The following is a 26,105-nucleotide window of genomic DNA, read 5'->3' as shown; positions in this document are numbered from 1 at the left end:
TAGCCCCATGCGATCATTGAGGATCTCTCGTGCTGCCATCCGAACGTCATGCAATCATTCTCGAAGAAGTTTCGCGCCAGCCTGCGGTTTCTATTCGTTCTCTGACTGAACGTCTTGGCGTATCACGGGAAACCGTGCGCAAGGATATCGAGCAGTTGGCCCAGGAAAACAAGCTCAACCAGGTGCGTGGCGGGGCAACCAGAGTGCGCAGGCATGAGCCTCCTATGACTGACCGCACCCAAACCAACCGTGCGGGCAAGGAGCGCATTGGAGCCTATGTCGCCAGCGCGATCCCGGACGGGGCCAGCGTGATCATTGACAATGGGTCGACGACGCTTGCCGCAGCTCAGGCCCTGGCGGCCACTCGCCGTGAATTAACGATATACACGAATGACTTAACAATTGCCTCGGTTCTGACACCGGCAGCGGCAGAGATCACATTGCTGGGCGGACGGCTGGATTTTTCCGAGAATGCAACAATGGGTCTGGATACGCTGGAACACCTTTCCAGATACAACGCGGAATACGCGCTGGTCGGGGTTGGCGGGATCAGCGCGCGGGCCTTGCTCACCTATTTCTCGCTGGAAGGCGCCAACTTGCGCCACATGATGATGGAACGGGCACAGCACCCTTTCCTTTTGGCGGACAGCAGCAAGTTCGGGGTGGTTGGGCAGATCGCCATGAAAGCTTTGCCCTTTGACGTGACCCTTGTTGTTGACGGTGAATTACCCAAGGACATTTCCGAATCGCTGGAAACCCAACCAATGGATATTGTGCGGGCATAACGCAAAGAAAAGAATATATTTGCCAAGTTTTGCAAGCTAACGATAAGGTGAGTGCAGATCCGATTCCTTCTGCACGGAGCAAGGCAATGGCCAGCACCCAACTTCCACACAGCGCGCAAACTGTCATTGTCGGGGGCGGTATTGTCGGCTGCTCGGTCGCGTATCACCTGACGAAGATGGGGCATCGTGATGTGGTGGTGTTGGAACAGGGACAGCTGAGCTGCGGCACCACTTGGCACGCGGCGGGTCTGGTTGGTCAGTTGCGCAGCCAGCCTGCCATGACCAATCTGATCCGCTATTCGACCGAGCTGTATTCTCAACTTGAGGCCGAGACCGGACTGGCCACAGGCTGGATGGAATGCGGTTCCGTTACCGTGGCACGCACGGAGGACCGCATGACAATGCTGCTGCGCACGGCGGCCGCAGCCCGCGCGCAGGGGGTCGAGGTTCAGGTCATCACCCCGCAGGAGGCGCAGGACAAATGGCCTGTGATGCAGGTGGATGACGTCAAAGGCGGGCTGTGGATGCCCGGCGACGGCAAGGCCAACCCGACCGATCTGACACAGTCTCTGGCCAAGGGCGCGCGCATGGACGGCGCCAAAGTCATAGAAGGCATCAAGGTTACCGATATTCTGACCAAAGACGGGGCAGTCAGCGGTGTCGTGACCGACCATGGTACCATCGAAGCCGAGATTGTGGTGAACTGCGGCGGTCAGTGGGCGCGCCAACTGGGCAAAATGTGCGGCGTCAACGTACCGCTGCATTCGGCCGAGCATATGTACATCGTGACCGAACAGATCGAAGGCGTGAAGCCTGGCCTGCCGGTGCTGCGCGACCCTGACGGCTATATCTATTTCAAAGAGGAAACCGGCGGTCTGGTGATGGGCGGGTTCGAACCCGAAGCCAAGCCATGGGCAATGGACGGCATCCCCGACAAGTTCTTCTTCCAGCTTTTGCCCGATGACTGGGACCAGTTTGAGATTCTGCTAGAAAATGCGCTGATCCGGGTTCCGCAGATGGCCGACGCCGGTGTGCGCAAATTCTACAATGGGCCTGAAAGCTTCACCCCCGACAACAACTACCTTCTGGGCGAGGCACCCGAACTGAAGAACTTCTTTGTGGGGGCCGGGTTCAACTCGATGGGAATTGCCAGCGCCGGTGGGGCGGGGCGTGCTTTGGCTGAATGGATTGTCGAGGGGGCTCCGACCTCGGATTTGTTTGCTGTCGATATCCGGCGGTTCGCAAACTTCAACAACAACCCGACGTGGCTGCACGATCGGGTCAAGGAAACGCTGGGGCTTCACTATGCCATGCCCTGGCCCAATCGCGAACTGGACACCGCGCGCCCGTTCCGCCGCTCGGCCCTTTACGACCGCCTGGCGGCAAAAAATGCTGTATTCGGATCAAAGATGGGCTGGGAGCGGGTGAATTTCTTTGCGTCGGAAGGCGAAACACCCGGGATTCAATACAGTTTTGGCCGCCAGAACTGGCATGACGCAGTTGCGGCCGAGCATAAGAACACCCGCGAGGGCGTGTCGATCTTCGAACAAAGCTCGTTCGCGAAACTGCTGGTTCAGGGCCGGGATGCCTGTGCACAGTTGAACCGCATTTGCGCGGCAAATGTCGACGTCCCCATCGGAGGCACGGTCTACACCGGTCTGCTGAACGAACGCGGCGGGTACGAATCCGACCTGACAGTGCTGCGCCTGAAAGCGCAGGAGTTCCTTCTGATCACCGGCTCGGCCCAGGCGGTGCATGATGCGGACTGGATTCGCAAGAATTTCGACGCGGATGCCCACGTGTTCCTGACCGATGTCACGGCCGCCTGGTCGGTTCTAGCGGTCATGGGGCCGAAAGCCCGCGCGGTTCTGAAGAAACTGACCAAGGCCGACCTGTCCAACGCGGCCTTCCCGTTTGCCACCCATCAGGAAATCGATCTGGGCTATGCCACGGTTCTGGCCAACCGCATGACCTATGTGGGTGAACTGGGCTGGGAACTGGTGGTGCCGGTCGAATTCACCGTTGGCGTATACGAGGATCTGATGCGCGCCGGGGCCGAGTTCGGCATCCGCGATGCGGGATACTACGCGCTGGAAGGGCTGCGCCTGGAAAAGGGTTTCCGCGCCTGGAGCCGAGAGTTAACGCCCGACATCACTCCGCTACAGGCAGGGCTGAGTTTTGCGGTCGATTTCGAGAAGCCCGGCGGCTTTATCGGGAAAGACGCGCTGCTGGCGGCAAAAGAGGACCCCGATCACCTGAAAACACGCATCGTGCAATTGGTGCTGGATGATGGCTCGGCACAACTGTGGGGTGGTGAGGCCGTGTTGTATGACGGCGTCGAAATCGGCGAGGTCCGCTCGGCCGCTTATGGCCATACGCTGGGCGCGGCCGTTGCACTTTGCCGGTTGGACGCGCCCCGCCCGGTAACGGCCGTTTTTTTCCGCGACGGGACCTTTGAAATCGACCTTGCCGGAACCCGGTTGTCGGCAACAGCCTATATGCGAGCCCCGTATGATACCCAAAGCGAACGGCCGAAGATGGACGGCTAGTCTTGGATGACCCCCTGCCGAAATGAACCTGGATGAAACACCGTTCGGTTATCGGGCCCGAAGCAAACCAAACCTCCAAATTCGGTTTTCTGCGTTGCGATAGTTTGCCATTGGACCAGCTTGTCCTTGACGAACAGACTTCCGGTTCGGTTCTGTCGGTCGCGTGCCACGCACTTGCGCTGGCAAACCAAACGCGCGCGCGTATCAGCGCATTGAGGTCGGAGTTCTGATGCACGCCAACAAACCAAACCATTTCATCGGCTCGCAATGACGACCTCGGCGCTTCTTATCGTTTTGACCGCTGCCTTTTTGCATGCGCTCTGGAATGCGGTTGTCAAAGGGGCGCCCGACAAAGCAATCGTTTTGGGGCTGGTATCACTCGGCCACGCGGTCCCTGCGCTGTTTGCGTTGCCGTTTTTCGGGCTGCCGGTTTGGGCGGCTTTTCCCTTTATCGTTGGCTCGACCCTGATCCACTGGGGGTATTACTGGTTTCTGAACACCGCATATAAACATGGCGACCTGTCGATGGTTTACCCCATCTCTCGCGGGATCACGCCTGTTCTGGTCGCGCTGGGCGCAATTTTGTTTGCGGGAGAGCTTCTTTCGACGGTCGCATGGATCGGCATACTCTGCATCTCGGCAGGTATAGCGTGCCTGTCCCTTGCCGGGTTAGGCAGACAAACGAACTGGATCGCCATAGCGGCAGCCCTTGGCACGGGCCTGATGATTGCGTCCTATTCGATTGTCGACGGTGTCGGCATTCGGCTGTCCGAGAACGCATTGGGATACATCGCGGCCTTGTTCGTCGCTGAAATATTTGTTGCTGGATTCATCTTCACAACACGATGGCAGCGCCTTGTGGCACTGCCCAGACGCTTTGTCTGGGCAGGTCTGGCGGGCGGCGTCATTTCTGGCCTAGCCTACGGACTGGTGCTGTATGCCAAGACGATTGCGCCTTTGGGCGTGGTGTCGGCACTCAGAGAAAGTTCCGTGATCTTTGCGTCGACAATTGGCGTCATGTGGTTTGGCGAAGGGCCCAAATCCAACAGGCTTCTTGCGGCGACAATCGTGGCGCTCGGCATCTTGGTTTTGGCAATGGCGAGATAACGAAATCTGAGGGCGGATTTCGGGCGCAGAACCCGGCAACACGCACGAAAGAAGTACTGATCTTCATCACAAATCCCGGCGAGATGCCGGACCACCGCAGGAACAATACCGATCCCGCCTGTGTTCAGGCTCTGGTCCGCGTCGGGGACGACACTGCTGGACGGCACCAAATGTATGCAAAACAAGCGGCTTCAAACGGTTAGGCCCTGCCGCTCCGTTGCCAGAATTGATCGCAACCGTCGGCAATCCATAGCTGCTTTTCCATAGGATGCGCTTATGATGTTGAAGATATAATCGATTTTTCTTGAAGTTTTTATCTGTCAAACTGTTGATACAAATCTGAATAGAACGCCGCGCAAGAATGGCGAACCCGTCAAGAAATCACCAACAGAGGATAACAATGAAACACACGACATCATTTCTTGCCGCTCTGGCCGTCAGCGCAATGACCGCGACGGTTGCGGCATCGGAAACAGAATTGACAGTGTACACCGCCGTCGAGGCGGAAGATCTGGCCCGTTATGCCGAGACGTTCAACCAAAGCAATCCTGACATCAAGATTAACTGGGTTCGCGACTCGACCGGGATCATCACTGCTAAACTGCTGGCTGAGCGGGACAACCCACAGGCAGACGTCGTATGGGGTCTGGCGGCAACGTCGCTGCTGCTTCTCAAATCGGAAGGCATGCTGGAACCTTACGCACCTGCCGGCGTCGAGAATCTGGATCCCAAGTTTGTCGATGGCGACAATCCACCCGCGTGGGTTGGCATGGACGCCTGGGTTGCATCCGTCTGCTACAACACGGTCGAGGCCGAAAAAGCCGGGCTGAAGCCACCCACCTCGTGGAAAGACCTCACTGACCCGATGTACAAGGATCAGGTTATCATGCCGAACCCGAACTCGTCAGGCACCGGGTTCCTTGACGTTTCAAGCTGGCTGCAAATGTTCGGTGAAGAAGGCGGCTGGGAGTACATGGACGCGCTGCACGAAAATATTGCGCGCTATACACATTCAGGTTCCAAACCCTGCAAGCTGGCGGCAGCGGGCGAAATCCCGATCGGTATCTCGTTTGCCTTCCGCGGCGCCAAGTCCAAGGCGGATGGCGCGCCTCTTGAGATTATCGTCCCGTCCGAAGGCGTAGGCTGGGACATGGAAGCCACCGCAATTGTCGCCGGAACGGCAAATCAGGAAGCCGCTCAGAAACTGGTTGATTTCACGGTCACCAAGGAAGCCAACGAAATGTACAACACCGGCTACGCGGTTGTGGCCTATCCCGGCGTCGCAAAACCGGTTGAGCACTTCCCAGACGGTCTTCTGGATGCCATGATTGACAATGATTTTGAGTTTGCCGCGAATAACCGTGCGGCAATCCTGAAGGAATGGCAGTCTCGCTATGACGGAAAGTCGGAAGCGAAATAAACACGATAGCAGGAGAGGTGCTTTTGCCTCTCCTGCGCGCCCTTCTCTTTTTCCCAAAAACGTGACCTGCGCACCTGGCAGTGCCCGGCCCGGATCAGCCATGCCCGAGGTGCAGATGTGAGGACCTCTCCCGTGCTTCAGAAAACACCTCCCGGTGAACTGTATCTCAGCATCCAGAAATTGTGGAAGGCGTTCGGCAGCTTTCTCGCTCTCAAGGATATTTCGCTGGAAATCAACGATGGCGAATTCGTTTGTTTTCTGGGCCCGTCGGGTTGCGGGAAAACGACCCTGCTCCGCGCCATCGCCGGTCTGGATTTGCAGACCAAGGGGACGGTCATGCAGGACGGCAAGGACGTGTCCAACCTGCCCCCGTCCGAGCGTGACTTCGGGATCGTGTTTCAGTCCTATGCGCTGTTTCCGAACCTCACGATTGAAAAGAACATTGCCTTCGGCCTGGAAAATTCGGGCCACAGCAAATCTGAAATCGCTGTGCGTGTGAATGAGTTGCTTAATCTCGTCGGCCTGCCGGATCAGGGCAAAAAATATCCGGCACAGTTGTCGGGTGGACAGCAGCAAAGGATTGCCCTGGCCCGTGCCATTGCAACCAAGCCCGGCCTGCTGCTTCTGGACGAACCCCTTTCGGCGCTTGATGCAAAAGTACGCGTCCATTTGCGTCATGAAATCAAAGAGTTGCAACGCAAGCTGGGCGTGACCACCGTGATGGTGACGCATGACCAGGAAGAGGCGCTGGCCATGGCGGACCGGATCGTGGTCATGAACCATGGCGTGATTGAACAGGTGGGATCGCCCACCGAGATTTACCGCCATCCAAGGAATTTGTTTGTCGCCGATTTCATTGGCGAGATGAATCAGCTGTCGGCAGTTGCCGGTGGCCCTCAGACGATAGAACTGGGCGGGTCCGTGCTGAAATGCACGCGGCATTCGCATCAGAAAGGAAGCCGCGTCATAGCTGCTGTCCGACCCGATGATGTCATTCCACATGGCGAAGGTGCGCGGTCTCCGGGTGCGCCGGATACAATTACCACCCCGGAAAACGCCTTCGAAGTACTGATCACCGAGATGGAGTTCCTTGGTTCGTTCTGGCGGTGCCGCCTGAGCAATGAGCGGTTCGGCACTTCGGAGCTGATCGCGGATTTCTCGATCAATGCCGTGCGTCGCCTTGAGCTGGAAGAAGGGCGGACGATGATGATCGAGCTTCCCGAAGACCGCCTGATGGCCTTTGACGTACCGGAGGCCGGGGCATGAGTACAGCTTCCACCAACAGTAACACTTTGCCCCCCGGCCCAATCATCAAACCCAAGCTCAGCCGCGACGACATCCTGATGCGCGGAAGCATGATGGTCATCGTGCTGTATCTGATCGTGACGCTGGCGCTTCCGCTATACACGATGCTCTCAAAGTCGTTTTCCACCTATCGGGTGGAACTGTCCCAATACGAGTTTCAGGTCAGCGATGACGCAGGGAGTTTTGATGGAACGATCCTGTCGGGCGATGCGCTGAACCGCGAAACCGGAGCATTTGCCGACACCGATCTTGTGACGGGTTCGGACGGGCGCTTGCCTGTTACAGGTTTCTTCCCGGATTTCAGTTTCCGCAGTCCGGTGATGTATCAGATCCGGAACACGACGGATACCGGGCGGTTCCTGGTCGGATCGACGCTGCAGGAAGGAACCGATTGGGTCGAGCTGGATTCCAATACCTTTCGGCGGGTTCAACTTCGGCCCGTCCAGTCCAGGGGATTGGATAACTTTGTAAACTACTTCTCGACGCCCGCGCTGTTCAATTCGATCAAGAATTCACTTTGGATTTCCGTTGTCAGCACGATCGTCACCGTGACGCTGGCCTTCTGGTTTGCCTACGCGCTCAACCGCAGCTGCATGCGGTTCAAAGGTGTCTTTCGCCTGATCGCAATGGCGCCAATTCTCGTTCCCTCGCTGCTGCCGGGTATCGCCTTGGTATACCTGTTTGGTAATCAGGGCATGATCAAAGAACTTCTGTTCGGCGCCAGCATCTATGGTCCGATCGGCATTGTCATAGGTTCGGTGTTCTTCACCTTTCCGCATGCCTTCCTGATCATCTCAACGGCGCTGGCGATTTCGGATGCGCGGCTGTACGAAGCTGCGGCAAGCCTGCGGTCAACCCCATGGCGCACGTTCTGGACGGTGACCGTTCCGGGTGCCCGCTACGGCCTGATCTCTGCAGCCTTTGTTGTGTTCAATCTGGTAATCACCGATTTTGGCCTGCCCAAAGTCATCGGCGGGCAGTTCAACGTCCTTGCGGTGGACATCTACAAGCAGGTAATCGGCCAGCAGAACTTTGAGATGGGCGCGGTCGTGTCCGTGGTTCTGGTGATACCGGCGATCCTGGCTTTTGCGATCGACCGCATGGTTCAGTCCAAACAGGTGGCGTTGCTGTCGGCCCGGTCGGTGCCGTATCAGCCAACCCCGAACCCGAAAGCTGATCGCCTGTTTCTGGCCTATTGCAGCGCGGTCGGCCTGTTCATCGTTGGCCTTCTGGCAGTGTGCCAGTTCGCTGCCCTGATCAAGTTCTGGCCCTATGATCTGAGCCTGAGCCTGAGGAACTATCAGTTCGACAAGATGGATGGCGGCGGCTGGGGGTCTTATTTCAATTCGATCCGGCTGGCCCTGCTGACTGCAATCATCGGCACGGCGGTTGTGTTCTTCGGGGCCTACCTGGTTGAGAAATCACAAGGGTTCCGCACCGGCAGATCGATTTTTCAGATGTTCGCGATGTTGCCGATGGCCATTCCGGGCATGGTGCTGGGGCTGTCCTACATCTTTTTCTTCAATAACCCGTCAAACCCGCTGAACGGCATCTACGGCACAATGGCGATTTTGGTGATCTGTACGGTGACGCACTTCTACACCGTATCGCACCTGACGGCGGTGACGGCCCTGAAACAAATGGACCGCGAGTTCGAGTCCGTGTCAGCGTCGCTCAAGCAACCGACGATGAAGCTGTTTGCACGGGTGACGGTTCCGGTCTGCCTGCCAGCGGTTCTGGACATATCCATCTATCTGTTCGTCAACGCGATGACGACCGTGTCGGCGGTGGTGTTTCTGTACTCCCCCAAGACCACGCTCGCCTCAATCGCTGTCCTGAATATGGATGATGCCGGAGATATCGCACCGGCGGCGGCAATGGGGATGATGATCTTCTATACAAATGCCGCGGCCCGGATCATTCATCAGATAGCGTCCAAGGGCATTCTGAAACGCACTCAAGCCTGGCGAAGTCGCTAGCAGCCATTTTTGACTCCCTGCCCCGCCAATCAGCTATTGGCGGGGTTTTCTTTCAAAGTCCGCTGCACGAACTCCATGAAGGCGCGGATGATCTTCACCTCGCGGCGTTGCGAAAGCGAAATGATGCTCTCGCCCATTTGCAGGTTGATCCCCTGCAACTTGATCTGCCGCAGCCGGTCATCATGCCCGTATTCCGCCTGCGAAACAAAACCGATGCCGGCGCCGGAGGCCACAAGTTCCCGAATAGCTTCACGCCCTTCGGCAACGATCGCCGGTTTAAGCATGATCCCGTGCTTTTTGGCCTCATCTTCCAGTTTCTGGCGCGTTTTTGACCCGGTCTCGCGAAAGATAAGCGGCAGCTTTGACAACTCTTCCAGGGACAGGGTCGGTTTGGACGCCAAAAGCAAACCCTGGGCCGCAAAGGCAACGATCTCGGTGGATCCAAGGCTCAGAATTTCCATGTCCTTGCCCGGCGACAGGCTGCCGACAACGCCGATCTCCGCATTATAGGACCGGAGTTCCTCCAGAATTTCCTCGGTATTGCCCGAGCGCACGGTGATTGTGACGTTCGGATTCTTCTTCTGAAAAGCCCCCAGAAAGGCTGTCAGGTGGTGCGCTGAGTCGGCGATGATGCGCAGCTCTCCATCAACCACGGCCTTGGTCTCGGAAAGGTAGTCCTCGATCTGATCTTCGATCTCGAAATATTGTTTGGTGTATCTGTAAAGCTGCTCTCCTTCATGGGTCAGGGTCACACGTTTCCGTTCGCGCTGGAACAACAACAAATCGTGATCCTGTTCCAGCTTTCGCACCTGCTCGGAAATGGCCGGCTGTGTCAGATACAAGGCTTCTGCTGCACGCGAAAAACCACCGTGTTTAGCCACAAAATGAAAGGCTTTAAGCTGACTGTGCCGCATCGCGTATCCCCGTTTCCCAGTACATAGGCTGAGCTTATAATTAGATCGATAATTGCAATTTCACATATAGCAACCGTTGCTGCAATTGTGTTCTTGAAAACGCTTTTCTGGAGCATGGATATGACGCCTTCCAACGAAAAAATCGAACCTCCTCGCCTCGGTGAACCATATCTTCTGACACCCGGTCCTTTGACAACGTCCTATGCTGTAAAAGAAGCCATGTTGAAGGATTGGGGCAGTTGGGATGACGACTTTCGTGCCATGACGCGCGAAGTCCGATCCAGCCTTCTGGCGTTGCTTGGCGAAGGGGCTGACGACTACGATTGCGTCCCCATGCAGGGCAGTGGTTCGTTCTCGGTCGAGGCGATGCTTGCGTCGTTTATTCCAGCCAATGGCAAGGCACTTGTTCTTGCAAATGGCGCCTACGGGCAACGATCTGCGCAGACCCTGGAATATCTGGGGCGCGACCATGTCGTTCTGGACAAAGGGGATTACCTGCCGCCCAGGGGCGAGGAAGTTGCCCGCATTCTTGCCGAGGATCCCGACATCACCCATGTGGTCGCTATTCACTGCGAAACCAGCTCGGGAATTCTGAATCCTGTCGAGGAGATATCCGAAGTCACCTATGCCGCCGGGCGCAAACTTCTGATCGACTCGATGTCGGCGTTTGGCGCGGTGGAACTCAAGCCCTCCGAAATCCGCTACGAGGCGATGGTGTCTTCGGCCAACAAATGTATCGAAGGCGTGCCCGGTTTCGGCTTCATCGTCGCCCGTAAATCCGAGCTTGAAGCCGCGAAGGGCAACAGCCATTCGTTGTCTCTGGATGTGCACGCACAGTGGGTGCACATGAACAAAACCGGCCAGTGGCGGTTCACACCGCCAACACATGTGGTTGCCGCCTTTATCGAGGCACTCAGGGCACACGCCGCCGAAGGGGGCGTACCCGGCCGTGGCGGGCGTTACACCCGAAATCGCGATGTGATGGTCGCCGGAATGCGCGAGCTGGGCTTTGAGACGTTGTTGGACAATCGTTGGCTCAGCCCGATTATCGTCACCTTTTTCTGTCCCGCGGACGAAAACTTCGTGTTTGATCAGTTCTATAACCTGATGAAGTCCAAGGGCTTCATCATCTACCCGGGCAAACTGACGGTGGTCGACAGCTTCCGCGTCGGATGCATCGGCCAAATGGACGAACACGTCATGCGAATGGTCGTGACCGCCGCAAAGGAATCATTGGAGGAGATGGGCGTGACCAACGCGGCACCTCCCCTCCGGGCACTGCAAGAACGCGCCAAACTGGCTGCCTAACTATCAAGGAACATGACAAGATGACCATCCAAACCCCCGTTGTAGCAAACGAGCGCGTCTATCCGACGCCCAAGGTCCCCGCAATCGCCATCTGCCTGGATGGGTGCGAGCCTGAATATCTGGAGGTTGCGATTGCCAAGGGCCTGATGCCCAACCTCAAGCGGATGCGCGAAGAAGGCACCGACCGGCTGGCCCATTCCGTGATCCCGTCCTTTACCAACCCCAATAACCTGTCGATCGCCACCGGACGCCCGCCCATCGTGCATGGCATCTGTGGCAACTACTTGATTGACCCGGACAGCGGCGAAGAAGTCATGATGAATGACGTGCGTTTCCTGCGTGCACCGACCATCTTCTCGCAATTCTACGATGCCGGGTTCCGCGTCGCCATGGTAACCGCCAAGGACAAGCTGCGCGCGCTTCTTGGTGCAGGGCTGAAGTTCGACGAAGGCCGTGCAGTCGCCTTTTCTTCGGAACGTTCGGGCGAGACGACTATGGCTGAGCACGGCATCGACAATGCCAGCAAATGGTTGGGCATGGACGTCCCCGAGGTTTACTCGGCCGAACTGTCCGAGTTTGTCTTTGCTGCCGGCGTCAAGCTGTTGAAAGAGTTCAAGCCCGACGTGATGTATCTGTCGACCACAGACTATATTCAGCACAAGTTTGCGCCCGAACAGCAAGGCGCGCTGGATTTCTACGCGATGTTCGATCGCTATCTGGGCAAACTGGACGCGTTGGGTGCCGCCATCGTGGTGACCGCCGACCACGGCATGAAGCCAAAGCACTTGCCTGATGGCTCGCCCGCCGTTGTCTATGCGCAGGATCTGATGGACGAATGGCTGGGCAAGGACGCCGCGCGGGTCATCCTGCCGATTACCGATCCTTATGTCGTGCATCACGGCGCATTGGGGTCTTTCGCCACCGCCTATCTGCCCGAAGGCGCGGATCAGGATGACATCATTGCAAAACTCAGAGCGACCGAGGGAATAACCCACGTGCTGACCAAGGCCGAAGCCATCGAGCAGTTCGAGTTGCCGGGCGACCGGATTGGCGACATCGTGATGGTCTCGGGCGAGAACATCTGCATTGGCACGTCCGAGCACCGTCACGATCTGGCGGCCCTGAAGGAACCCCTGCGCAGCCATGGCGGTTTGACCGAGCAAGAGGTTCCGTTCATCGTGAACCGCGTCATCGACCTGCCCAACCAACCGGTTTTGCGTAATTTCGACGCCTTCTTCTACGCAACCACAGCAGCGGCACAGTAAGTCATGAAAGATCAGACCATGTCGAACATCGGAATACGAAACGAAGGAATGCGGATCGGCGGTGAAATTGTCTTCACCGACGAAACCGTTCCGGTGCACTACCCCTACACCAACGAAGTTGTGGGGTACGTTCCGGCCGGAACCGCCGAGCATGCGCGCAAGGCTTTCGAGATTGCGGCGAACTACAAACCAAAGCTCACCCGGTATGAACGCAGCCAGATCCTGCAGCGCGCGGGTGAACTGATCGGAGAAAAGCGCGAATATCTGGCCAAGTGGCTGACGCTTGAACTGGGCATCTGCCACCAGCACGCGATCTACGAAACCAAGCGCGCGCAGGATGTCTATCAGTTCGCTGCCGCTGAGGCGCTGAAGGATGATGGCGAGATTTTCTCGTGCGATCTGACCCATAACGGCAAGGCCCGCAAGATCTTTACAATGCGTGAGCCGGTAAAGGCGATCAGCGCGATCACGCCGTTCAACCACCCTCTGAACATGGTCAGCCACAAGATCGCGCCGTCGATTGCCACCAACAACTGCATGGTCTGCAAACCGACGGAATTGACCCCGCTGACCGCATTGACCTTGGCGGATATTCTGTACGAGGCGGGGCTGCCGCCCGAGATGTTCCAGGTTGTCACCGGTTGGCCCGCTGACATCGGCGACGAGATGATCACCAACGAGCATATCGACATCATCACCTTCACCGGCGGCGTGCCTGTGGGCAAGATGATTGCCGAAAAGGGCGTCTACAAACGTCAGGCACTGGAACTTGGCGGTAATGATCCTCTGATCGTCCTCAACGACCTCAGCGATGCTGATCTGGACAAGGCTGCCACGATTGCGGTTGCAGGTGCCACCGGCAATTCCGGCCAGCGCTGTACGGCAGTCAAACGGATCCTCGTGCAGGAAAGCGTGGCCGACAGATTTGTGCCGCTGGTTCTGGAGAAGGCCAAAAAGATCAAGTTCGGCGATCCGCAGGATCCTGAAACCGAACTGGGCTGCGTGATCCACGACAAGGCGGCGGAAGTCTTTGAGAACCGCGTTCATCAGGCCGAAAAAGAGGGCGCGGAAATCCTTTATCATCCGGGCCGTCAGGGCGCGCTTCTGCCGCCGATCGTGGTCGACAAGGTGCCCCATGGCAGCGAACTGGTGATGGAGGAAACCTTTGGCCCGATCGTCCCCATTGTACGTGTGCCCGACAACGACGAAGAGGTGATGGCAATCTCGAACTCGACCGAGTTCGGCCTGTCCTCAGGCGTATGCACCAACGATCTGAACCGCGCCATAGCCTATATAAACGGGCTGAACGTGGGCACATGCAACATCTGGGAACAGCCGGGTTACCGGATCGAAATGTCGCCCTTCGGCGGAATCAAGGACAGCGGAAACGGCGTGAAGGAAGGCGTTATCGAAGCTATGAAGTTCTTTACCAACGTGAAGACTTATTCGCTGCCCTGGCCTGGCTGACGTCCCTGCCCCTTCTGCAAACAGGAGGGGTCCAGGAAATTTCTCCCCGGAACTGGCGGACCCTTCGGGGCCCGCCCCTTTTCCAAAACGACAGTGAGAAACGGATATGCCACAGATTGTCCATACAGAAGGGGAATCGAATACCTCGGAAGCCCGCAAAGCCTGGCTGAAGAAGTCCATCGGGCCCAAATCATCGCCGCTGCTGAAACGCGACTCGGATGTGTTCCTGCATCAGTCCCTGTCCAGCCCCTGCGTCAGCACGATTGCCAAAGCCGAAGGTATCTGGATCGAGGATCTCGACGGCCGCCGCTACATGGATTTCCATGGCAATTCGGTACATCACATTGGCTATGGCCATCCCCGTCTGGTGCAGGCGATCAAGGATCAGCTGGACGACCTGCCCTTTGCCCCACGCCGTTTCACCAATGACCCGGCGGTGGAACTGGCCGAAAAGCTGGTGGCCATCACCCCGGGCGATCTGGGCAAGGTACTGTTCACCACCGGCGGTTCGGACGCCAATGAAGTCGCGCTTAAGATCGCCCGCGCCGCGACGGGCCGTTTCAAGACGCTGAGCTTCTGGGACGCCTTCCACGGAGCGGGCTTTGGCGCGGCAAGCGTTGGCGGCGAGGCCACTTTCCGCAGCCACATCGCCGGGCCGCTTTTGCCGGGAACCGAGCATGTAGCACCCTTTCACCCCACCCGATGCCCCTATGGGCACACAACGCTTGAAGCCAGCGCCGAAGCCTGCGCCAACATGATCGACTATGTGCTGGAACGCGAAGGCGACATCTGCGCCGTCGTGGCCGAGGCGATGCGTGCCGTGCCCATCGTGCCGCCACCGGGTTTCTGGAAGCGTGTGCGCGAAATTTGCGACAGGCACGGCGCATTGCTGATCCTGGATGAAATTCCGACCGGGCTGGGCAAGACCGGGCAGATGTTCTCGTTCCAGCATGATGAAATCATCCCCGACATTGTCACCATCGGCAAATCGCTGGGCGGGGGTATCCTGCCAATTGCCGCCTGCATCGCACGGAAAAATCTGGATGTTTGCGGGGACTTTGCCATTGGGCATTACACGCACGAAAAGAACCCCGTAACCTCTCGCGCCGCTTTGACGACACTGCAAATCATAGAAGACGAGGGCTTGGTCCAGCGCGCGGCTGAGTTGGGCGAATACGCGATGGGGCGCCTGGTCGACGCCCTTCAGAATGTTCCCATCGTCGGTGACATCAGGGGCCGCGGCCTTATGTTCGGTATCGAGATTGTCGCGGACCGTTCCAGCAAGACGCCCGGAAATGCGCGCGCGGAACAGATCTACTATGCCTGTCTCGAAGCGGGGTTGAGCTATAAGATCAGCCAGGGTTGCGTTCTGACCCTGTCGCCGCCGCTGACGATTTCGCAAACTGAACTGGATCGTGCCATCGACATCGTTGTTGCCGCAATCACAGAGGCAAACTGAGCCGACTGGCCATAGCGGCGGGCAAGATCGCCAATTAGTTCGGTAACGGGCGCACTTGGCGCAACCCAATAAGATGCTGCAAAATAGACCGGATTTCCCGTCCTTGTTTGCCGTCGCCTAAGGCTCAAAAGCCATCTGCAGCGGATCGCAAACAAACTGCGGTGCAAAAACCTGTTTTGAAGCCGGAGTGAAGCATGGCAATTATCGCCTTCGTTATCAGTTTGGCCGGGGCAACCATGCTTCTGCTTTACGCAGTACGCATGGTACGCACTGGAATCGAACGCAGCTACGGCGCGTTTTTCCAACGGGTGATGACGCGACAGCGCAGCTACCTGCAGGCCTCGGTGGTTGGGTTGATGATGGCGGTCGTGTTGCAAAGCTCGGCCGCCGTGGCTTTGCTCACGTCCGGGTTTGCCGCCAGTGGGATGCTGAACTTTCCAGCCGGTCTGGCGATTGTACTGGGTGGCGATCTGGGCTCGGCGTTGATCATTCAGATCCTGTCCTTCCGGCTGGACTGGCTTGTGCCGCTGCTTCTGGCCATTGGCGGCTATCTGTTCGTCAAGACCGAAGCCAAGAAAGCACGGCAGCTTGGGCGCATTCTGATGGGCGTGGCATTTATCCTGATCTCGCTGAGGTTCCTGCGCGAGGCGATGGACCCCATCCGGGACAGTGCATTTCTGCCCGCCGCCGCCGATTATCTGGCGCGCGATTACATCACGGCCTTCCTTGTCGGGGGTGCCCTGGCTTTTGTCATGCACTCGTCGGTCGCGGCCATCCTTATGTGCGTGACGCTTGCACAGATCGGCGCAATCCCTTTTGCCGCCGGTATGTCATTGGTTCTTGGCGCGAATTTTGGCTCGGCCTTCATTCCGGTCTGGCTGACCCGGGGAATGCCTGTGACGGCCCGACGTATCCCATATGCAAACCTGGCGCTGCGGGGCAGTTGGGCTTTGGTGACCCTGTTTGTGGCGAACCTGGCCCTGCGAACCGGGCTATTGGGAGAACCGCAGGGGGGACAGATGCTCGTCAATGTGCATCTTGCATTCAACCTGTCACTGCTGGTTATGGCGCTTCCGTTTTGCGGGCGCTTGCAGGCACTGTTCGAAACGCTTTTGCCAGACCCCCAAAAAGAACAGAAGCCGCAACCCGCAAGGCCGGTCAGTGCGTTGGACATCAGATGCGTTTCGAACCCAAACCAAGCGCTGCCGAGCCTGAAGCGGGAACTTCTGCGGATGAGCGATCTTCTCGAGACCATGTTCCGCCCGGTGCTGGAACTGTACCGACACGGTGATAAGGAACAGATCCGGTCTGTTCAGGCGATTGACGAGGAAGTGAACCAGTGCCTCTCGGGTATTCGAACCTTTGTTGCAGCGATACCGGCTGAATTATACGAAAAACAGGATGCCAAAACCGCGCGCGATCTGATGGAGTTCGCTATTCGGCTTGAAACGGCCGGGGATGTTGTTGCCAAACGCCTGACTGTTTTGGCGGGCGAAATGCGCGCCAAGGGTTCAAGTTTCTCGCAAGAGGGCTGGTCGGAACTCGTCCACATGCACGAGAGCATTCTGTCGAATATGAAACTGGCTTCGAATGTGCTTATTTCAGACGATCTGGAAAGCGCGCGGCTGCTGAGCCTTGAAAAAACCGAAATAAAACGGGTGGAACGTGACAGCCGCAAGCGGCACCTGCGCCGATTGCAACATGGGACAACGGAAAGCTTCGAGACCAGCGATATGCATCTGGAGACTTTGCGTGCGTTTCGAGAGTTCAACAGTCACATCGCCTCTGTCGCCTACCCGGTCCTGTACCGCTATGGGCAATTGTTGGAGACGCGATTGATCAAGGAAATTGCCGACGAGCCAAGCGGTCCGTGAGATCGTCTCAACTCGTTTGCCTTTTTGATAGCGGTGTTCGCAAAGTCTGACGGTGGCCTTGCGCTGGTTCCGACCCCGGATACAGATGCGCACCCTTGTCGGTCAGAGCTTGCCTGAACCAATCAACATCCTAGGCTCGAACTCCACCTAGCCAATCGACATTGGCGGGTCCCTCAAAAGGGCCCTTGTCGCGCCACCGCTTTCAGCAGTTTCACAGGGCTATCCTTTATCCATGGGCAGTACCTTCAGCCATTTCGAGCGCCTGGTCGAGGCTGTTTGCCACCTGGTCCACATCTTCCAAGGACAAACAAAGTGGCGGCACCATCCGTAGGCATTGCTGGAAAGGACCGGACTTTGACAGGATGATCCCCTGCGCGCGGCAGGCTTCGAAGACCTCTGCTGTCATCTCCTTGTCAGGCGCTTTGCTGTCCCGGTCTTTCACGAATTCCAGCGCCAGCATAAGTCCCTTGCCGCGAACATCACCGATGGCCTTGTACTTGTCTTTCAAGTCATTAAGCCTTTCCAACAGCGCCGCGCCCACAATACGGGCGTTTTCCTGAAGCCCTTCGTCTCGCATAACGGCCAGAACGGCACGGGCTGCGGCGGCCGAGGTCGGGTTGGCGCCGTAGGTGTGGAACATGAACCTTTCGGCCATCGGCGCCGCAACTTGTTTTTTGGCCACAACCGCTCCGATCGGAAAGCCGTTTCCAAGGCCCTTGGCCATGACAATGATGTCGGGGACAACGCTGTCTGCCTCGAACCCCCAGAAGTGTTCGCCGGTGCGGCCAAAGCCTGACTGAACCTCATCGGCAATGTAAAGACCCCCTGCCGCGCGCACGCGATCTGCTGCGCCGGACATATAGCCCGGCGGCATTTCGATGATGCCGCCATAGCCCTGCACGCTTTCCACAAAGATGCCCGCCACCTGACCGGATGTCGCTGTGGCGATGGTGCGGTCGATCTCTTCCAGATACGGCTGGGTACCTGGCCCGAAGATGCCGCGATACTGGTTGGGTTCGGGAACGAAGGCGACGTTGCCGGGCATACCCGGGTGGCGCCACCCGGCAATACCTGTGATCGACTGCGCTGCGGCAGTGGGCCCATGATAAGCAGTGCGCAACGCCAGCAGGTCCAGATTGCCGGTATAGGTACGCGCCATGGTCATCGCCAGATCAATCGCCTCGGACCCGGAGTTGGTCAGATGCACCACCCATTCATGGCCCTTGGGCATGGTCGCGGCCAGTTCCTCGGCCAGATGTGCGGGTGTCGGGTGGTAGAACATTGTCGTGCAGTGGGTCAGTTCCTGCGCCTGCGCACTTGCTGCTGCCACCACGCGTGGGTGCGAGTGCCCGACCGAGATACAGACATTCATCCCCAACAAGTCCGTATATTTCCGCCCGTCCGTGTCCCACAGGTATTGGCCCTGGCCTTTTTTGAACACAATGGGCTCGCGGAAGGGCGTAAACCGCGTCAGCGAAGCGGCATAGTACCGGTCCCGTCGCGCGGCGGTATTCGAGAAGTCCCAGTCGGTGTGAAGGGGGTGGTCAGTCATTTGGAACCTCCGGTTTTCAGTCGATGGTTATTGGGGTCAAAGGGGGCTTCCGCCAGGATGGTCGCGGCACGGTGCTGACCCAGGATCGAGATGGTCAGCCCCTCGCGCTCGGTCGGGTCACGCAGGTAGGCCAAGGCAAGGACCTTGCCGGTGCGATGACCATAGGCCCCCGAGGTGGCGATCCCTACCGGCACCCCGTCTTTCCATATCGTGTGCGCGTAGAACGGATCGACCTGACCGGCTTCGACATCCAGCAGCACCATGTCCCACGCGTCGTCGCGGGCCAGCTTGGTGCGCAGGTCGTTGCGGACAAACGGGGTCAGCCCAGCCTCAAGAGGGCTGCGCTCGGTCGTCAGGTCACTGCCCCAGCCACGATAACCCTTTTCGAGACGCATGGAATTTGCGGCATAGGCCCCATAAAACCCAAGGTCATGAGGTTTCGCGGTCTCCTCAAGCATTACGAAGAGCCTTGCCGCATGCTTATTGGCGACATGCAACTCCCAACCGCATTCGCCCAGATAGGACACACGCAGAGCACGCAGGGGGATGCCCGCCACGTGGGTCTCGCGCGCGGTCAGCCAGGGCATATCGACCAATTCGGGTAGAGCGTCAGTAGACTTGGGTCCCATGACGCCGATGACCGCCAGATCCTCGGAGACGTTTCGAACCATGACGTCAAAACCTTCGGCGACATCTGTCAACAGATCATAATCGATCTGCTCCGCCGCTGCGGCACTAGTGAGGTAGGCATGGTCTTCGGTCAGACGCGTGACGGTGAACTCCGACAGTACACCACCCGCAGGTGTCAACGCGTGGGTCAGCCCAATGCGGCCAGGCGCGGGTGCGCGGTTTGCGCCCAGCGCTTCCAGAAACGGGACGACATCCGGGCCGGTGACGTCGAATTTCGAGAAAACCGACAAATCTGCCATCGCAACGCGGTTATGCGCGGCGTCGACCTCTCGCGCCACATGTTCGAACCAATTGGCGCGGCGGAAGGTTTCATCGGCCACAGCCCCGGGCATGTCCGAAAACCAGTTCGGACGCTCCCACCCATAGGCCGCCCCCATCACCGCTCCGCGCTCGACCATCAGGTCGTGCAGCGGAGACAGGCGCAGGCCGCGCCCGGCGGGACGTTCCTCGTGCGGGTAGTGCACACCGAATTGCAGACCGAAACATTCGATGGCCTTGGCCACGCGATAGTCACGATCCGCCCAGACGCCAAAGCGTCGGCTGTCCACTGCCAGCGCATCCATTGGCGGCGCGCCATGGGTCATCCAGTGGGCGAGGAACCAGCCTGCGCCGCCGCCCTCCATCACGCCCATGGACGAGCCGGTCAGCAGCCAGGCGTTCTCCAAGCCATGCGCAGGCCCGATCAGGGGGTTGGCGTCCGGCGTGAATGTAATGGGGCCGTTGATCACCGATTTCACGCCACCCGTTTCCAGCGCCGGAATACGCTGCATCGCGGCCATGATGATGTGTTCGACACTGTCCAGATCCGGCGGCATCAGGTCCGCGCCGAAATCCGGCGGTACACCGTCCACCGACCAGACCTTGGCGTTCTTTTCATAGGGCCCAAGGATTAACCCGTCGCGTTCCTGTCTGACGTACCAGCTTTCCTCGGGGTCTCGGATGATCGGCAACTCGGGCAGGCCCTCCTGTATCCGGGACGACACGGCGTCGACCGTGTCTGTCACCAGATATTGGTGCAGCACAGGAACCGAGGGGATGTTGAGCCCCATCATGCGGCCAACCTCCCAGCCCCAAGTGCCTGCGGCGTTGACCACGTGGACAGTCTCGATCGTCTCTTTCTCGGTTTCGATCCACCAATGATCCTGCTGGCGCTTAACCGCGATGACCGCGCAATTGCGCAGGATCCGGGCACCGCCACGCCGGGCGACCTCGGCCATCGCGTGGGTTGCAAGCGTTGGGTCTACGTGGCCGTCATCGGGTTCATAAATCCCGCCGATCAACCCATCCAGTTTTACCAAAGGGAACAGTTCGGCGATCCGTTCCGGTGTCAGCACCTCCAGCGGATAGGCGGTGAACTCGGACAGGCCGGCCACGTGGCGAAACTCGTCCATCCGGTCGGGGTTGCGCGTTATCCGCATCGCACCCGAGCGATGAAACCCACAATCGCGCTCGGTTTCCTGCGGTAAAATATCCCGGTAAAGCCGGACAGAAGTTGCACGCAGTTCCTGAATCGTGGGATTGTGCGCGAAATGGGTGCAAAGCCCGGCCGCATGCCAGGTCGACCCATGGGTCAGGTCGTTCTTCTCGACCAGCAAAACGTCGGACCAACCTGCCTTGACCAGATGATACATCAGCGAGACGCCCATGGCCCCACCGCCGATGATCGTTACCTGCGCCTTGTTCATGCGCGCATCCTTTCGCCCGACGGATCAAAGGGCGGGCGGCGCAGGGGCTGCGCGGGATAGTCCTGCCCTGCGACCCGAATTGTGAAAATTCGGCCGCATGTCTCGTCCAATGTCTCGCCCAGCCGGACCGATACCATGGCAAAACACAGGTTCAGCCCCGTTCGTAGCCCGCGTCCACCCGAAGTTGTCAACCCGACATAGGTGCCGTCCTCGAACACCGGTTCGTCATGCAGCAGCAGGGCCGCGCCCTGAACCTGCAGCAGGACAAGACGTCGATGCAGCCCCTGGTGTTTTTGCTGTTCCAACACCGCTTTACCCACAAACTCTTTGGACCAATCGATGGTGAACCCCAGACCGGCTTCAAGCGGAGTGATCTCGGGGCCAAGCTCATGCCCCCAATGTTTGAAACCCTTTTCCAATCGGCATGCATCCACGGCGTAATGACCCAATGGGGTTGCACCTGCGTTTCGCAACGCATCGAACAGCTTGGGGGCATACGCATTGGACACTGTCAGTTCCCAGCCTAGCTCTCCAACAAAGCTGACACGGGTCGCACGGCATGAAGTGCCCGCCAATTCGGCGGTGGCGGCGTGGCCAAAGGGTATCTCGGGAAGGTCTCCCAGGCTTTGCAGAACAGACCGGCTGCCTGCCCCCATCACACCGATGGTGCAGAGCGCCTCGGTCAAGTCCTGAACCATGACGTCGCCCTTCAGGTGGCGGCGCAGAAACGTCAGGTCGCGTCTGCGTGTGGCCGCGCCCGAGGTCAGGTGAAACGCATCCCCGCGCAGCCGCGTGATGGTCACGTCCATCTCGATGCCGCCGCGCGCATTGAGTATCTGGGTGTAGACAGCCCGACCGAAAGGCACGTCCATCTGCGCGGTGGTGAGGCGATTCAGCGCCACCAGAGCCTCCGGGCCGGTGATGTCCAGTTTGGTAAACGGGCTCAACTCGATTAGGGCGGTGCCATGACTCATGACAGCCGCTTCCGCCTCGGCCAGAGGCCACCACCCCTGATCGGCTATGGAATAATCCTGTGCCGGGCCGTAATAGAGCCCACGCTCCCAACCTGCTGTCAGCCCGAAATGTGCCCCGGCCCCAGCCCAGCGGTCGTGCAAGGGGGTGGTCCGCAAACCCCGCCCAGCTTGGGGCTGCTTATACGGCCAGTGCAAGGCAAAGAGATCCGCAACAGCCTCTTCCATGCGTTGCGCCATGTGCCCGGCAGTCGCCGTATCGGGGTCGACCCGGGCCACATCGACCTCCCACATATCCATGGAGGGGTGGCCGTCGATCACCCAATCCGCCAGTGCCCGTCCAATTCCTGCGGAAGACATCACCCCGACCGAATTCATGCCAGCGGCCACAAACAGGCCATCAACCGAGGTCTCACCTACAATTGGCCGGGTGTCCGCCGTAAAGCTTTCGGGGCCATTCATGAAATGCTGGATGCCCACGGTTTCAAGGCTGGGGCACAGCTCCAACGCGGCCTCCATGAAGGGGGTGAACTGGTCCCAATCTTCGGTCATCTCAAGAAAAGGGCGGTCGCCTTCGGGGCCATAGGCGTCCCAGCATTTGGCGTTGGGTTCAAAGCCGCCGATCACCAGCTTGCCCGCGTCGCCCTTAATGTAGATGCCCCGGTCCAGATCCCTGATCACCGGAAATGGGTTTGGCAGGCCGGCCATGGGTTCAGTGACCACATACATGTGTTCGACCGCCTGTAACGGCAGCGCCACGCCCACGCTGGCCGCCAACTCGCGTGACCAGGCACCGGTGGCGATGACCACCTGATCTGCGTCCAGTTCGGTCCCATCGGTCAGGGTTACGCCAATGATTCGAGTGCCCGACTTGCGGAGGGCCTGAACACCGGTGTGCTCATGGATCTTTACACCACTGTCGCGCGCACCTTTGGCATAAGCCATGCACAAATCGACCGGGTTCACATTGGCATCTTCAGGCACAAACAGGGCGCCGACGTGACCACTCAGATCAAGCTGCGTCAGGGGTACGTCCGAGGCCGAGACCATCTGCGGGCTCAATCCCAGCGTCTGACCCAGATCCGCAATCCGGTGCAACTCGTCCAGACGTGCGGGATCGCGTGCCAGCCAGTAGCCTGAGGTCTGGCGGTAGCCGGTCGACATTCCGGTTTCGGCCTCAAGGGCTGGAAATACCTCGAGTGCGGCCATCGCCAACCGCGTCATGTTTGGAGTTGCCCGCAAGGGACCAACGATCCCGGCCGCGTGCCACGACGTGCCCGAGGTCAGTTGGTTTCGCTCCAGGACGGTGACATCTTCAGCACCGCGCTTGGCCAGATGGTAGGCCAGGCTGAGACCAATCGCGCCGCCCCCGATGATCAGGATACGGGTCATGCTGCCCTCCATTGACGCGACAAAGGCACCGAACTTAGGGTCGGCGCATGACGATACATGCTTTGTGGTGCCATCCCCGCTCGGTTTCGACCGCTTTTGAACGTGTCATGCGCGAGCGCGGTGATCTGACCGTGCTGCACGAGCCGTTCATGTACCATCACTATCTGACCACCAAAGACCGGCTGTTTCCGGGTTTCACGCCCGAACCCGGGCACCCTGCGACATACGACGATATTCGGGCCATGATCCGCGCAAAGGCTGCAATCAACCCCTTGTTTTTCAAGGATATGGCTTACTATGTCACCGAAGCCTTGCCGCTGGATCCCGAATTTTCTCATCAGATTAGCCACGCATTTTTGCTGCGCGACCCGGCCGAAGCGGCGCTGTCTTATGCTAAACGGGATCCCGAATTCACCCGATTGGAATTGGGACATGAAGCCCAGTACCGACTGTACACTGCACTGAAAGAGCTGGGACTTGACCCTTTGGTCATCACCGCTGATCAACTGCGCCGCGATCCGCAAGCGACGCTGCGCCGTTATTGGGCGCATGTCGGGCTGCCCTATCTCGCGCATGCGTTTTCCTGGGACAGCAGTGTACCGGACGGCTGGCAATCGGTGCAAAGCTGGCATACCGAAGTACTGCAAAGCGGCGCGATCCAGGCGCCCGTGGTCACGGACGTGCGGGCGGAACTGGATGCGCTTGGCGGGCCATACACCGACCACGTGGCGCGTCACCTGCCGTACTACACTCAGATGCGTGAAATCGCTGAAACCCAGGCTCATCAGAAATAGTCCCGATCGGGTTTCTCGGCCTTTCGCCGCGCGATATAGTCCTGCAATTCCGTGTCAATGTCCGGGTCCAGACCAGGATCTTCATATGCGTCAAGCTGCTCTTTCCAAATTGCATTGGCGCGGGTTGCGGCATCCATCTCTCCCGCCGCGTGCCATTGTTCGAACGAATTGTCATCCGGGGTCCAGGGCCGGAACAGAGCTGACATGAAATTGGCCTGCGTGTGTTCGGACCCGAGGAAATGCCGACCCGGGCCTGTCGCCGCGATCGCCTCCATCGCCTGGGCATTCTCGCTCATGTCGATGCCTTCGAAGAAACGCCCGATCTTTCCGCACAGATCGTGATCCAGGATCGTTTTTTCGAACGAGGTCACCAACCCGCCCTCCAGCCAACCGGTGGCGTGGTTGATCAGGTTTGCGCCCGCGAACATCGACATCATCAGACCCCAGGTAGCCTCTTGCTGGCTTTGGGCGTCCGGAACTTTTGAGGCGCTGAGCGTACCAACCGTGTGCAAGGGTACATTCAGCCTGCGGGCAAGCTGTCCGGCCGCCAATACCATCAACCCGGCCTCGGGTGTGCCAAAAGTTGGCGCGCCGGACTTCATCGACATGGTCGAGGCAAAGCTGCCCATCATGCAGGGCGCGCCGGGGTTCACCAATTGGGTCAAAGTCATTGCAGCCATGGTTTCCGCCAGCACCTGCGCCAGCGTTCCGGCAACGGTCGAAGGCGACATGGCCCCCGTCAGAACCCAAGGCGTGCAGGCAACCGGCTGCCCGGCGCGCGCATAGGTTTTCAATGCACCCGACATATGGCTGTCCATCACAAGGGGCGCGTTGGTGTTTGACACGCAATAGAGGACGGCATTTTCGGCCACAAAATCCTCACCGAAAACGATCCGCGCCATGTCGATCGCGTGGGCTGCCCGCTCGGCCCCGATAAAGGCCCCCATGAAGGCCCGATCAGAATAGCGAATGTGTCCATATAGCATATCGAGGTGGCGTTTGTTGGCAGGCAGGTCCACCGGCTCGCACACCACGCCACCCGAGTGGTGAAGCCACGGCAGGCTATGATGCAGCTTGATCAGATCGATGAAATCCTGATGCGAGGCATAGCGACGACCGCGATCCAGATCGTGCACAAAAGGCGGCCCCCAAGCCGGACAAAGCACACTGGCTTCTCCGCCAAGCTGAACGCTGTTAGCCGGATTGCGGGCATGTTGCGTGAATTGCGCGGGCGCGGTTGCAGTGATTGTTTTTCGACAAAAGCCGGGTGCGAACCGCACGCGCGTTCCGTTTACGTCACAGCCTGCATCTGCAAAAATCTTCAGGATTTCCGGGTCATCCTGAAACTCCATCCCGGTTTCGGCAAGGATGGTGTCCGCATTGGCCTCGATCTGCTCCAGCCCCGCCTCGCTGAGCACATTGAAGGTCGAGAGCTTTCGCAGAATAAACGGCGCACGCATCTCGGCGGAGGTGCGGAGTTCCGTCGCCCTGCGACGGCGGGATGGGCGCGAACGTGTCATGGCAAAACTGTTGACCCGGCGCTTGACGGAAACCAAGAAAATCCCAACAGTATAATCATTATTTATACT

General features: G+C 58.5%; 17 protein-coding genes. 12 read left to right on the top strand and 5 right to left on the bottom strand.

Annotation, left to right across the window (positions count from 1 at the left end):
• The first annotated feature begins 29 nt into the window (after positions 1 to 29).
• From ACR0JW_RS13850 to ACR0JW_RS13825, 6 genes are all read left to right on the top strand, one after another.
• Positions 30 to 785 carry a DeoR/GlpR family DNA-binding transcription regulator gene (locus ACR0JW_RS13850; RefSeq protein WP_480714075.1) on the top strand — a complete coding sequence of 252 codons (756 nt, stop codon included), beginning with the start codon at positions 30 to 32 and terminating at the stop codon, positions 783 to 785.
• Positions 786 to 871: 86 nt separating this feature from the next.
• Positions 872 to 3,334 (top strand): GcvT family protein, encoded by a 2,463-nt coding sequence (locus ACR0JW_RS13845; RefSeq protein WP_480714074.1) that lies wholly within the window; start codon positions 872 to 874, stop codon positions 3,332 to 3,334.
• Positions 3,335 to 3,601: 267 nt separating this feature from the next.
• A complete protein-coding gene (locus ACR0JW_RS13840) occupies positions 3,602 to 4,441 on the top strand; it encodes a DMT family transporter (protein ID WP_170681667.1) in 840 nt (279 codons plus the stop codon).
• 400 nt (positions 4,442 to 4,841) lie between these two features.
• Positions 4,842 to 5,861, top strand: coding sequence for a putative 2-aminoethylphosphonate ABC transporter substrate-binding protein (locus ACR0JW_RS13835; RefSeq protein WP_170681669.1), 1,020 nt, complete (start codon positions 4,842 to 4,844; stop codon positions 5,859 to 5,861).
• 132 nt (positions 5,862 to 5,993) lie between these two features.
• Positions 5,994 to 7,127, top strand: coding sequence for a putative 2-aminoethylphosphonate ABC transporter ATP-binding protein (locus tag ACR0JW_RS13830; protein WP_480714073.1), 1,134 nt, complete (start codon positions 5,994 to 5,996; stop codon positions 7,125 to 7,127).
• Positions 7,124 to 9,145 (top strand): putative 2-aminoethylphosphonate ABC transporter permease subunit, encoded by a 2,022-nt coding sequence (locus tag ACR0JW_RS13825; protein WP_170681671.1) that lies wholly within the window; start codon positions 7,124 to 7,126, stop codon positions 9,143 to 9,145. The genes ACR0JW_RS13830 and ACR0JW_RS13825 overlap by 4 nt, the downstream gene beginning before the upstream one ends.
• Before the next feature lie 29 nt (positions 9,146 to 9,174).
• On the opposite strand, the gene ACR0JW_RS13820 is transcribed toward ACR0JW_RS13825, so the two are convergent.
• On the bottom strand, positions 9,175 to 10,059 hold the full coding sequence (locus ACR0JW_RS13820) for a LysR substrate-binding domain-containing protein (RefSeq protein ID WP_170612114.1): 885 nt from the start codon (positions 10,057 to 10,059) through the stop codon (positions 9,175 to 9,177).
• A gap of 120 nt (positions 10,060 to 10,179) precedes the next feature.
• Between ACR0JW_RS13820 and ACR0JW_RS13815 the strand changes: the two genes are divergently transcribed.
• From ACR0JW_RS13815 to ACR0JW_RS13795, 5 genes are all read left to right on the top strand, one after another.
• Positions 10,180 to 11,367, top strand: coding sequence for a 2-aminoethylphosphonate--pyruvate transaminase (locus ACR0JW_RS13815; protein WP_480714072.1), 1,188 nt, complete (start codon positions 10,180 to 10,182; stop codon positions 11,365 to 11,367).
• Between the two features lie 20 nt (positions 11,368 to 11,387).
• Complete coding sequence (gene phnA / locus ACR0JW_RS13810; protein WP_170681675.1) at positions 11,388 to 12,632, top strand: phosphonoacetate hydrolase; 1,245 nt, start codon at positions 11,388 to 11,390, stop codon at positions 12,630 to 12,632.
• Positions 12,633 to 12,635: 3 nt separating this feature from the next.
• Positions 12,636 to 14,099, top strand: a complete 1,464-nt coding sequence (gene phnY / locus ACR0JW_RS13805; RefSeq protein ID WP_480714071.1) for a phosphonoacetaldehyde dehydrogenase — start codon at positions 12,636 to 12,638, stop codon at positions 14,097 to 14,099.
• 106 nt (positions 14,100 to 14,205) lie between these two features.
• Positions 14,206 to 15,558, top strand: a complete 1,353-nt coding sequence (pbfA, locus tag ACR0JW_RS13800; RefSeq protein WP_480714070.1) for a (R)-1-hydroxy-2-aminoethylphosphonate ammonia-lyase — start codon at positions 14,206 to 14,208, stop codon at positions 15,556 to 15,558.
• A gap of 194 nt (positions 15,559 to 15,752) precedes the next feature.
• Positions 15,753 to 17,432, top strand: a complete 1,680-nt coding sequence (locus ACR0JW_RS13795) for a Na/Pi cotransporter family protein (RefSeq protein WP_480714069.1) — start codon at positions 15,753 to 15,755, stop codon at positions 17,430 to 17,432.
• A gap of 226 nt (positions 17,433 to 17,658) precedes the next feature.
• On the opposite strand, the gene ACR0JW_RS13790 is transcribed toward ACR0JW_RS13795, so the two are convergent.
• Genes ACR0JW_RS13790 through ACR0JW_RS13780 form a run of 3 tightly spaced genes read right to left on the bottom strand, consistent with a single transcriptional unit; the run spans position 17,659 to position 23,722 of the window.
• Positions 17,659 to 18,984 carry an aspartate aminotransferase family protein gene (locus ACR0JW_RS13790; protein WP_170681681.1) on the bottom strand — a complete coding sequence of 442 codons (1,326 nt, stop codon included), beginning with the start codon at positions 18,982 to 18,984 and terminating at the stop codon, positions 17,659 to 17,661.
• Entirely contained in the window at positions 18,981 to 21,359 is a 2,379-nt protein-coding gene (locus tag ACR0JW_RS13785) for an FAD-dependent oxidoreductase (protein ID WP_170681683.1), read from the bottom strand. Before ACR0JW_RS13785 ends, ACR0JW_RS13790 begins: the two co-directional genes overlap by 4 nt.
• Complete coding sequence (locus ACR0JW_RS13780; protein ID WP_480714068.1) at positions 21,356 to 23,722, bottom strand: GcvT family protein; 2,367 nt, start codon at positions 23,720 to 23,722, stop codon at positions 21,356 to 21,358. Before ACR0JW_RS13780 ends, ACR0JW_RS13785 begins: the two co-directional genes overlap by 4 nt.
• 47 nt (positions 23,723 to 23,769) lie before the next feature.
• On the opposite strand from ACR0JW_RS13780, the gene ACR0JW_RS13775 reads away from it, so the two are divergent.
• Positions 23,770 to 24,516 (top strand): sulfotransferase-like domain-containing protein, encoded by a 747-nt coding sequence (locus ACR0JW_RS13775; RefSeq protein ID WP_170681687.1) that lies wholly within the window; start codon positions 23,770 to 23,772, stop codon positions 24,514 to 24,516.
• Here ACR0JW_RS13775 and ACR0JW_RS13770 read toward each other — a convergent pair.
• Positions 24,507 to 26,036, bottom strand: coding sequence for a trimethylamine methyltransferase family protein (locus ACR0JW_RS13770; RefSeq protein WP_170681689.1), 1,530 nt, complete (start codon positions 26,034 to 26,036; stop codon positions 24,507 to 24,509). The two genes, ACR0JW_RS13775 and ACR0JW_RS13770, sit on opposite strands and share 10 nt — an antisense overlap.
• Between the last annotated feature and the right edge of the window lie 69 nt (positions 26,037 to 26,105).

The sequence above is a fragment of the Ruegeria sp. BG6 genome (assembly GCF_056538465.1).
This window is presented reverse-complemented; position numbering and strand designations above follow the sequence as displayed.

What these genes read in the sequence shown, in the direction of transcription:
- ACR0JW_RS13835 (WP_170681669.1), top strand. Translation starts at nt 4,842, where the DNA reads ATGAAACACACGACATCATTTCTTGCCGCTCTGGCCGTCAGCGCAATG.
- ACR0JW_RS13770 (WP_170681689.1), bottom strand. Translation starts at nt 26,036, where the DNA reads ATGACACGTTCGCGCCCATCCCGCCGTCGCAGGGCGACGGAACTCCGC.
- ACR0JW_RS13840 (WP_170681667.1), top strand. Translation starts at nt 3,602, where the DNA reads ATGACGACCTCGGCGCTTCTTATCGTTTTGACCGCTGCCTTTTTGCAT.
- ACR0JW_RS13780 (WP_480714068.1), bottom strand. Translation starts at nt 23,722, where the DNA reads ATGACCCGTATCCTGATCATCGGGGGCGGCGCGATTGGTCTCAGCCTG.
- ACR0JW_RS13815 (WP_480714072.1), top strand. Translation starts at nt 10,180, where the DNA reads ATGACGCCTTCCAACGAAAAAATCGAACCTCCTCGCCTCGGTGAACCA.
- ACR0JW_RS13785 (WP_170681683.1), bottom strand. Translation starts at nt 21,359, where the DNA reads ATGAACAAGGCGCAGGTAACGATCATCGGCGGTGGGGCCATGGGCGTC.
- ACR0JW_RS13825 (WP_170681671.1), top strand. Translation starts at nt 7,124, where the DNA reads ATGAGTACAGCTTCCACCAACAGTAACACTTTGCCCCCCGGCCCAATC.
- ACR0JW_RS13775 (WP_170681687.1), top strand. Translation starts at nt 23,770, where the DNA reads ATGACGATACATGCTTTGTGGTGCCATCCCCGCTCGGTTTCGACCGCT.
- pbfA (WP_480714070.1), top strand. Translation starts at nt 14,206, where the DNA reads ATGCCACAGATTGTCCATACAGAAGGGGAATCGAATACCTCGGAAGCC.
- ACR0JW_RS13795 (WP_480714069.1), top strand. Translation starts at nt 15,753, where the DNA reads ATGGCAATTATCGCCTTCGTTATCAGTTTGGCCGGGGCAACCATGCTT.
- ACR0JW_RS13820 (WP_170612114.1), bottom strand. Translation starts at nt 10,059, where the DNA reads ATGCGGCACAGTCAGCTTAAAGCCTTTCATTTTGTGGCTAAACACGGT.
- ACR0JW_RS13790 (WP_170681681.1), bottom strand. Translation starts at nt 18,984, where the DNA reads ATGACTGACCACCCCCTTCACACCGACTGGGACTTCTCGAATACCGCC.
- phnY (WP_480714071.1), top strand. Translation starts at nt 12,636, where the DNA reads ATGAAAGATCAGACCATGTCGAACATCGGAATACGAAACGAAGGAATG.
- phnA (WP_170681675.1), top strand. Translation starts at nt 11,388, where the DNA reads ATGACCATCCAAACCCCCGTTGTAGCAAACGAGCGCGTCTATCCGACG.
- ACR0JW_RS13845 (WP_480714074.1), top strand. Translation starts at nt 872, where the DNA reads ATGGCCAGCACCCAACTTCCACACAGCGCGCAAACTGTCATTGTCGGG.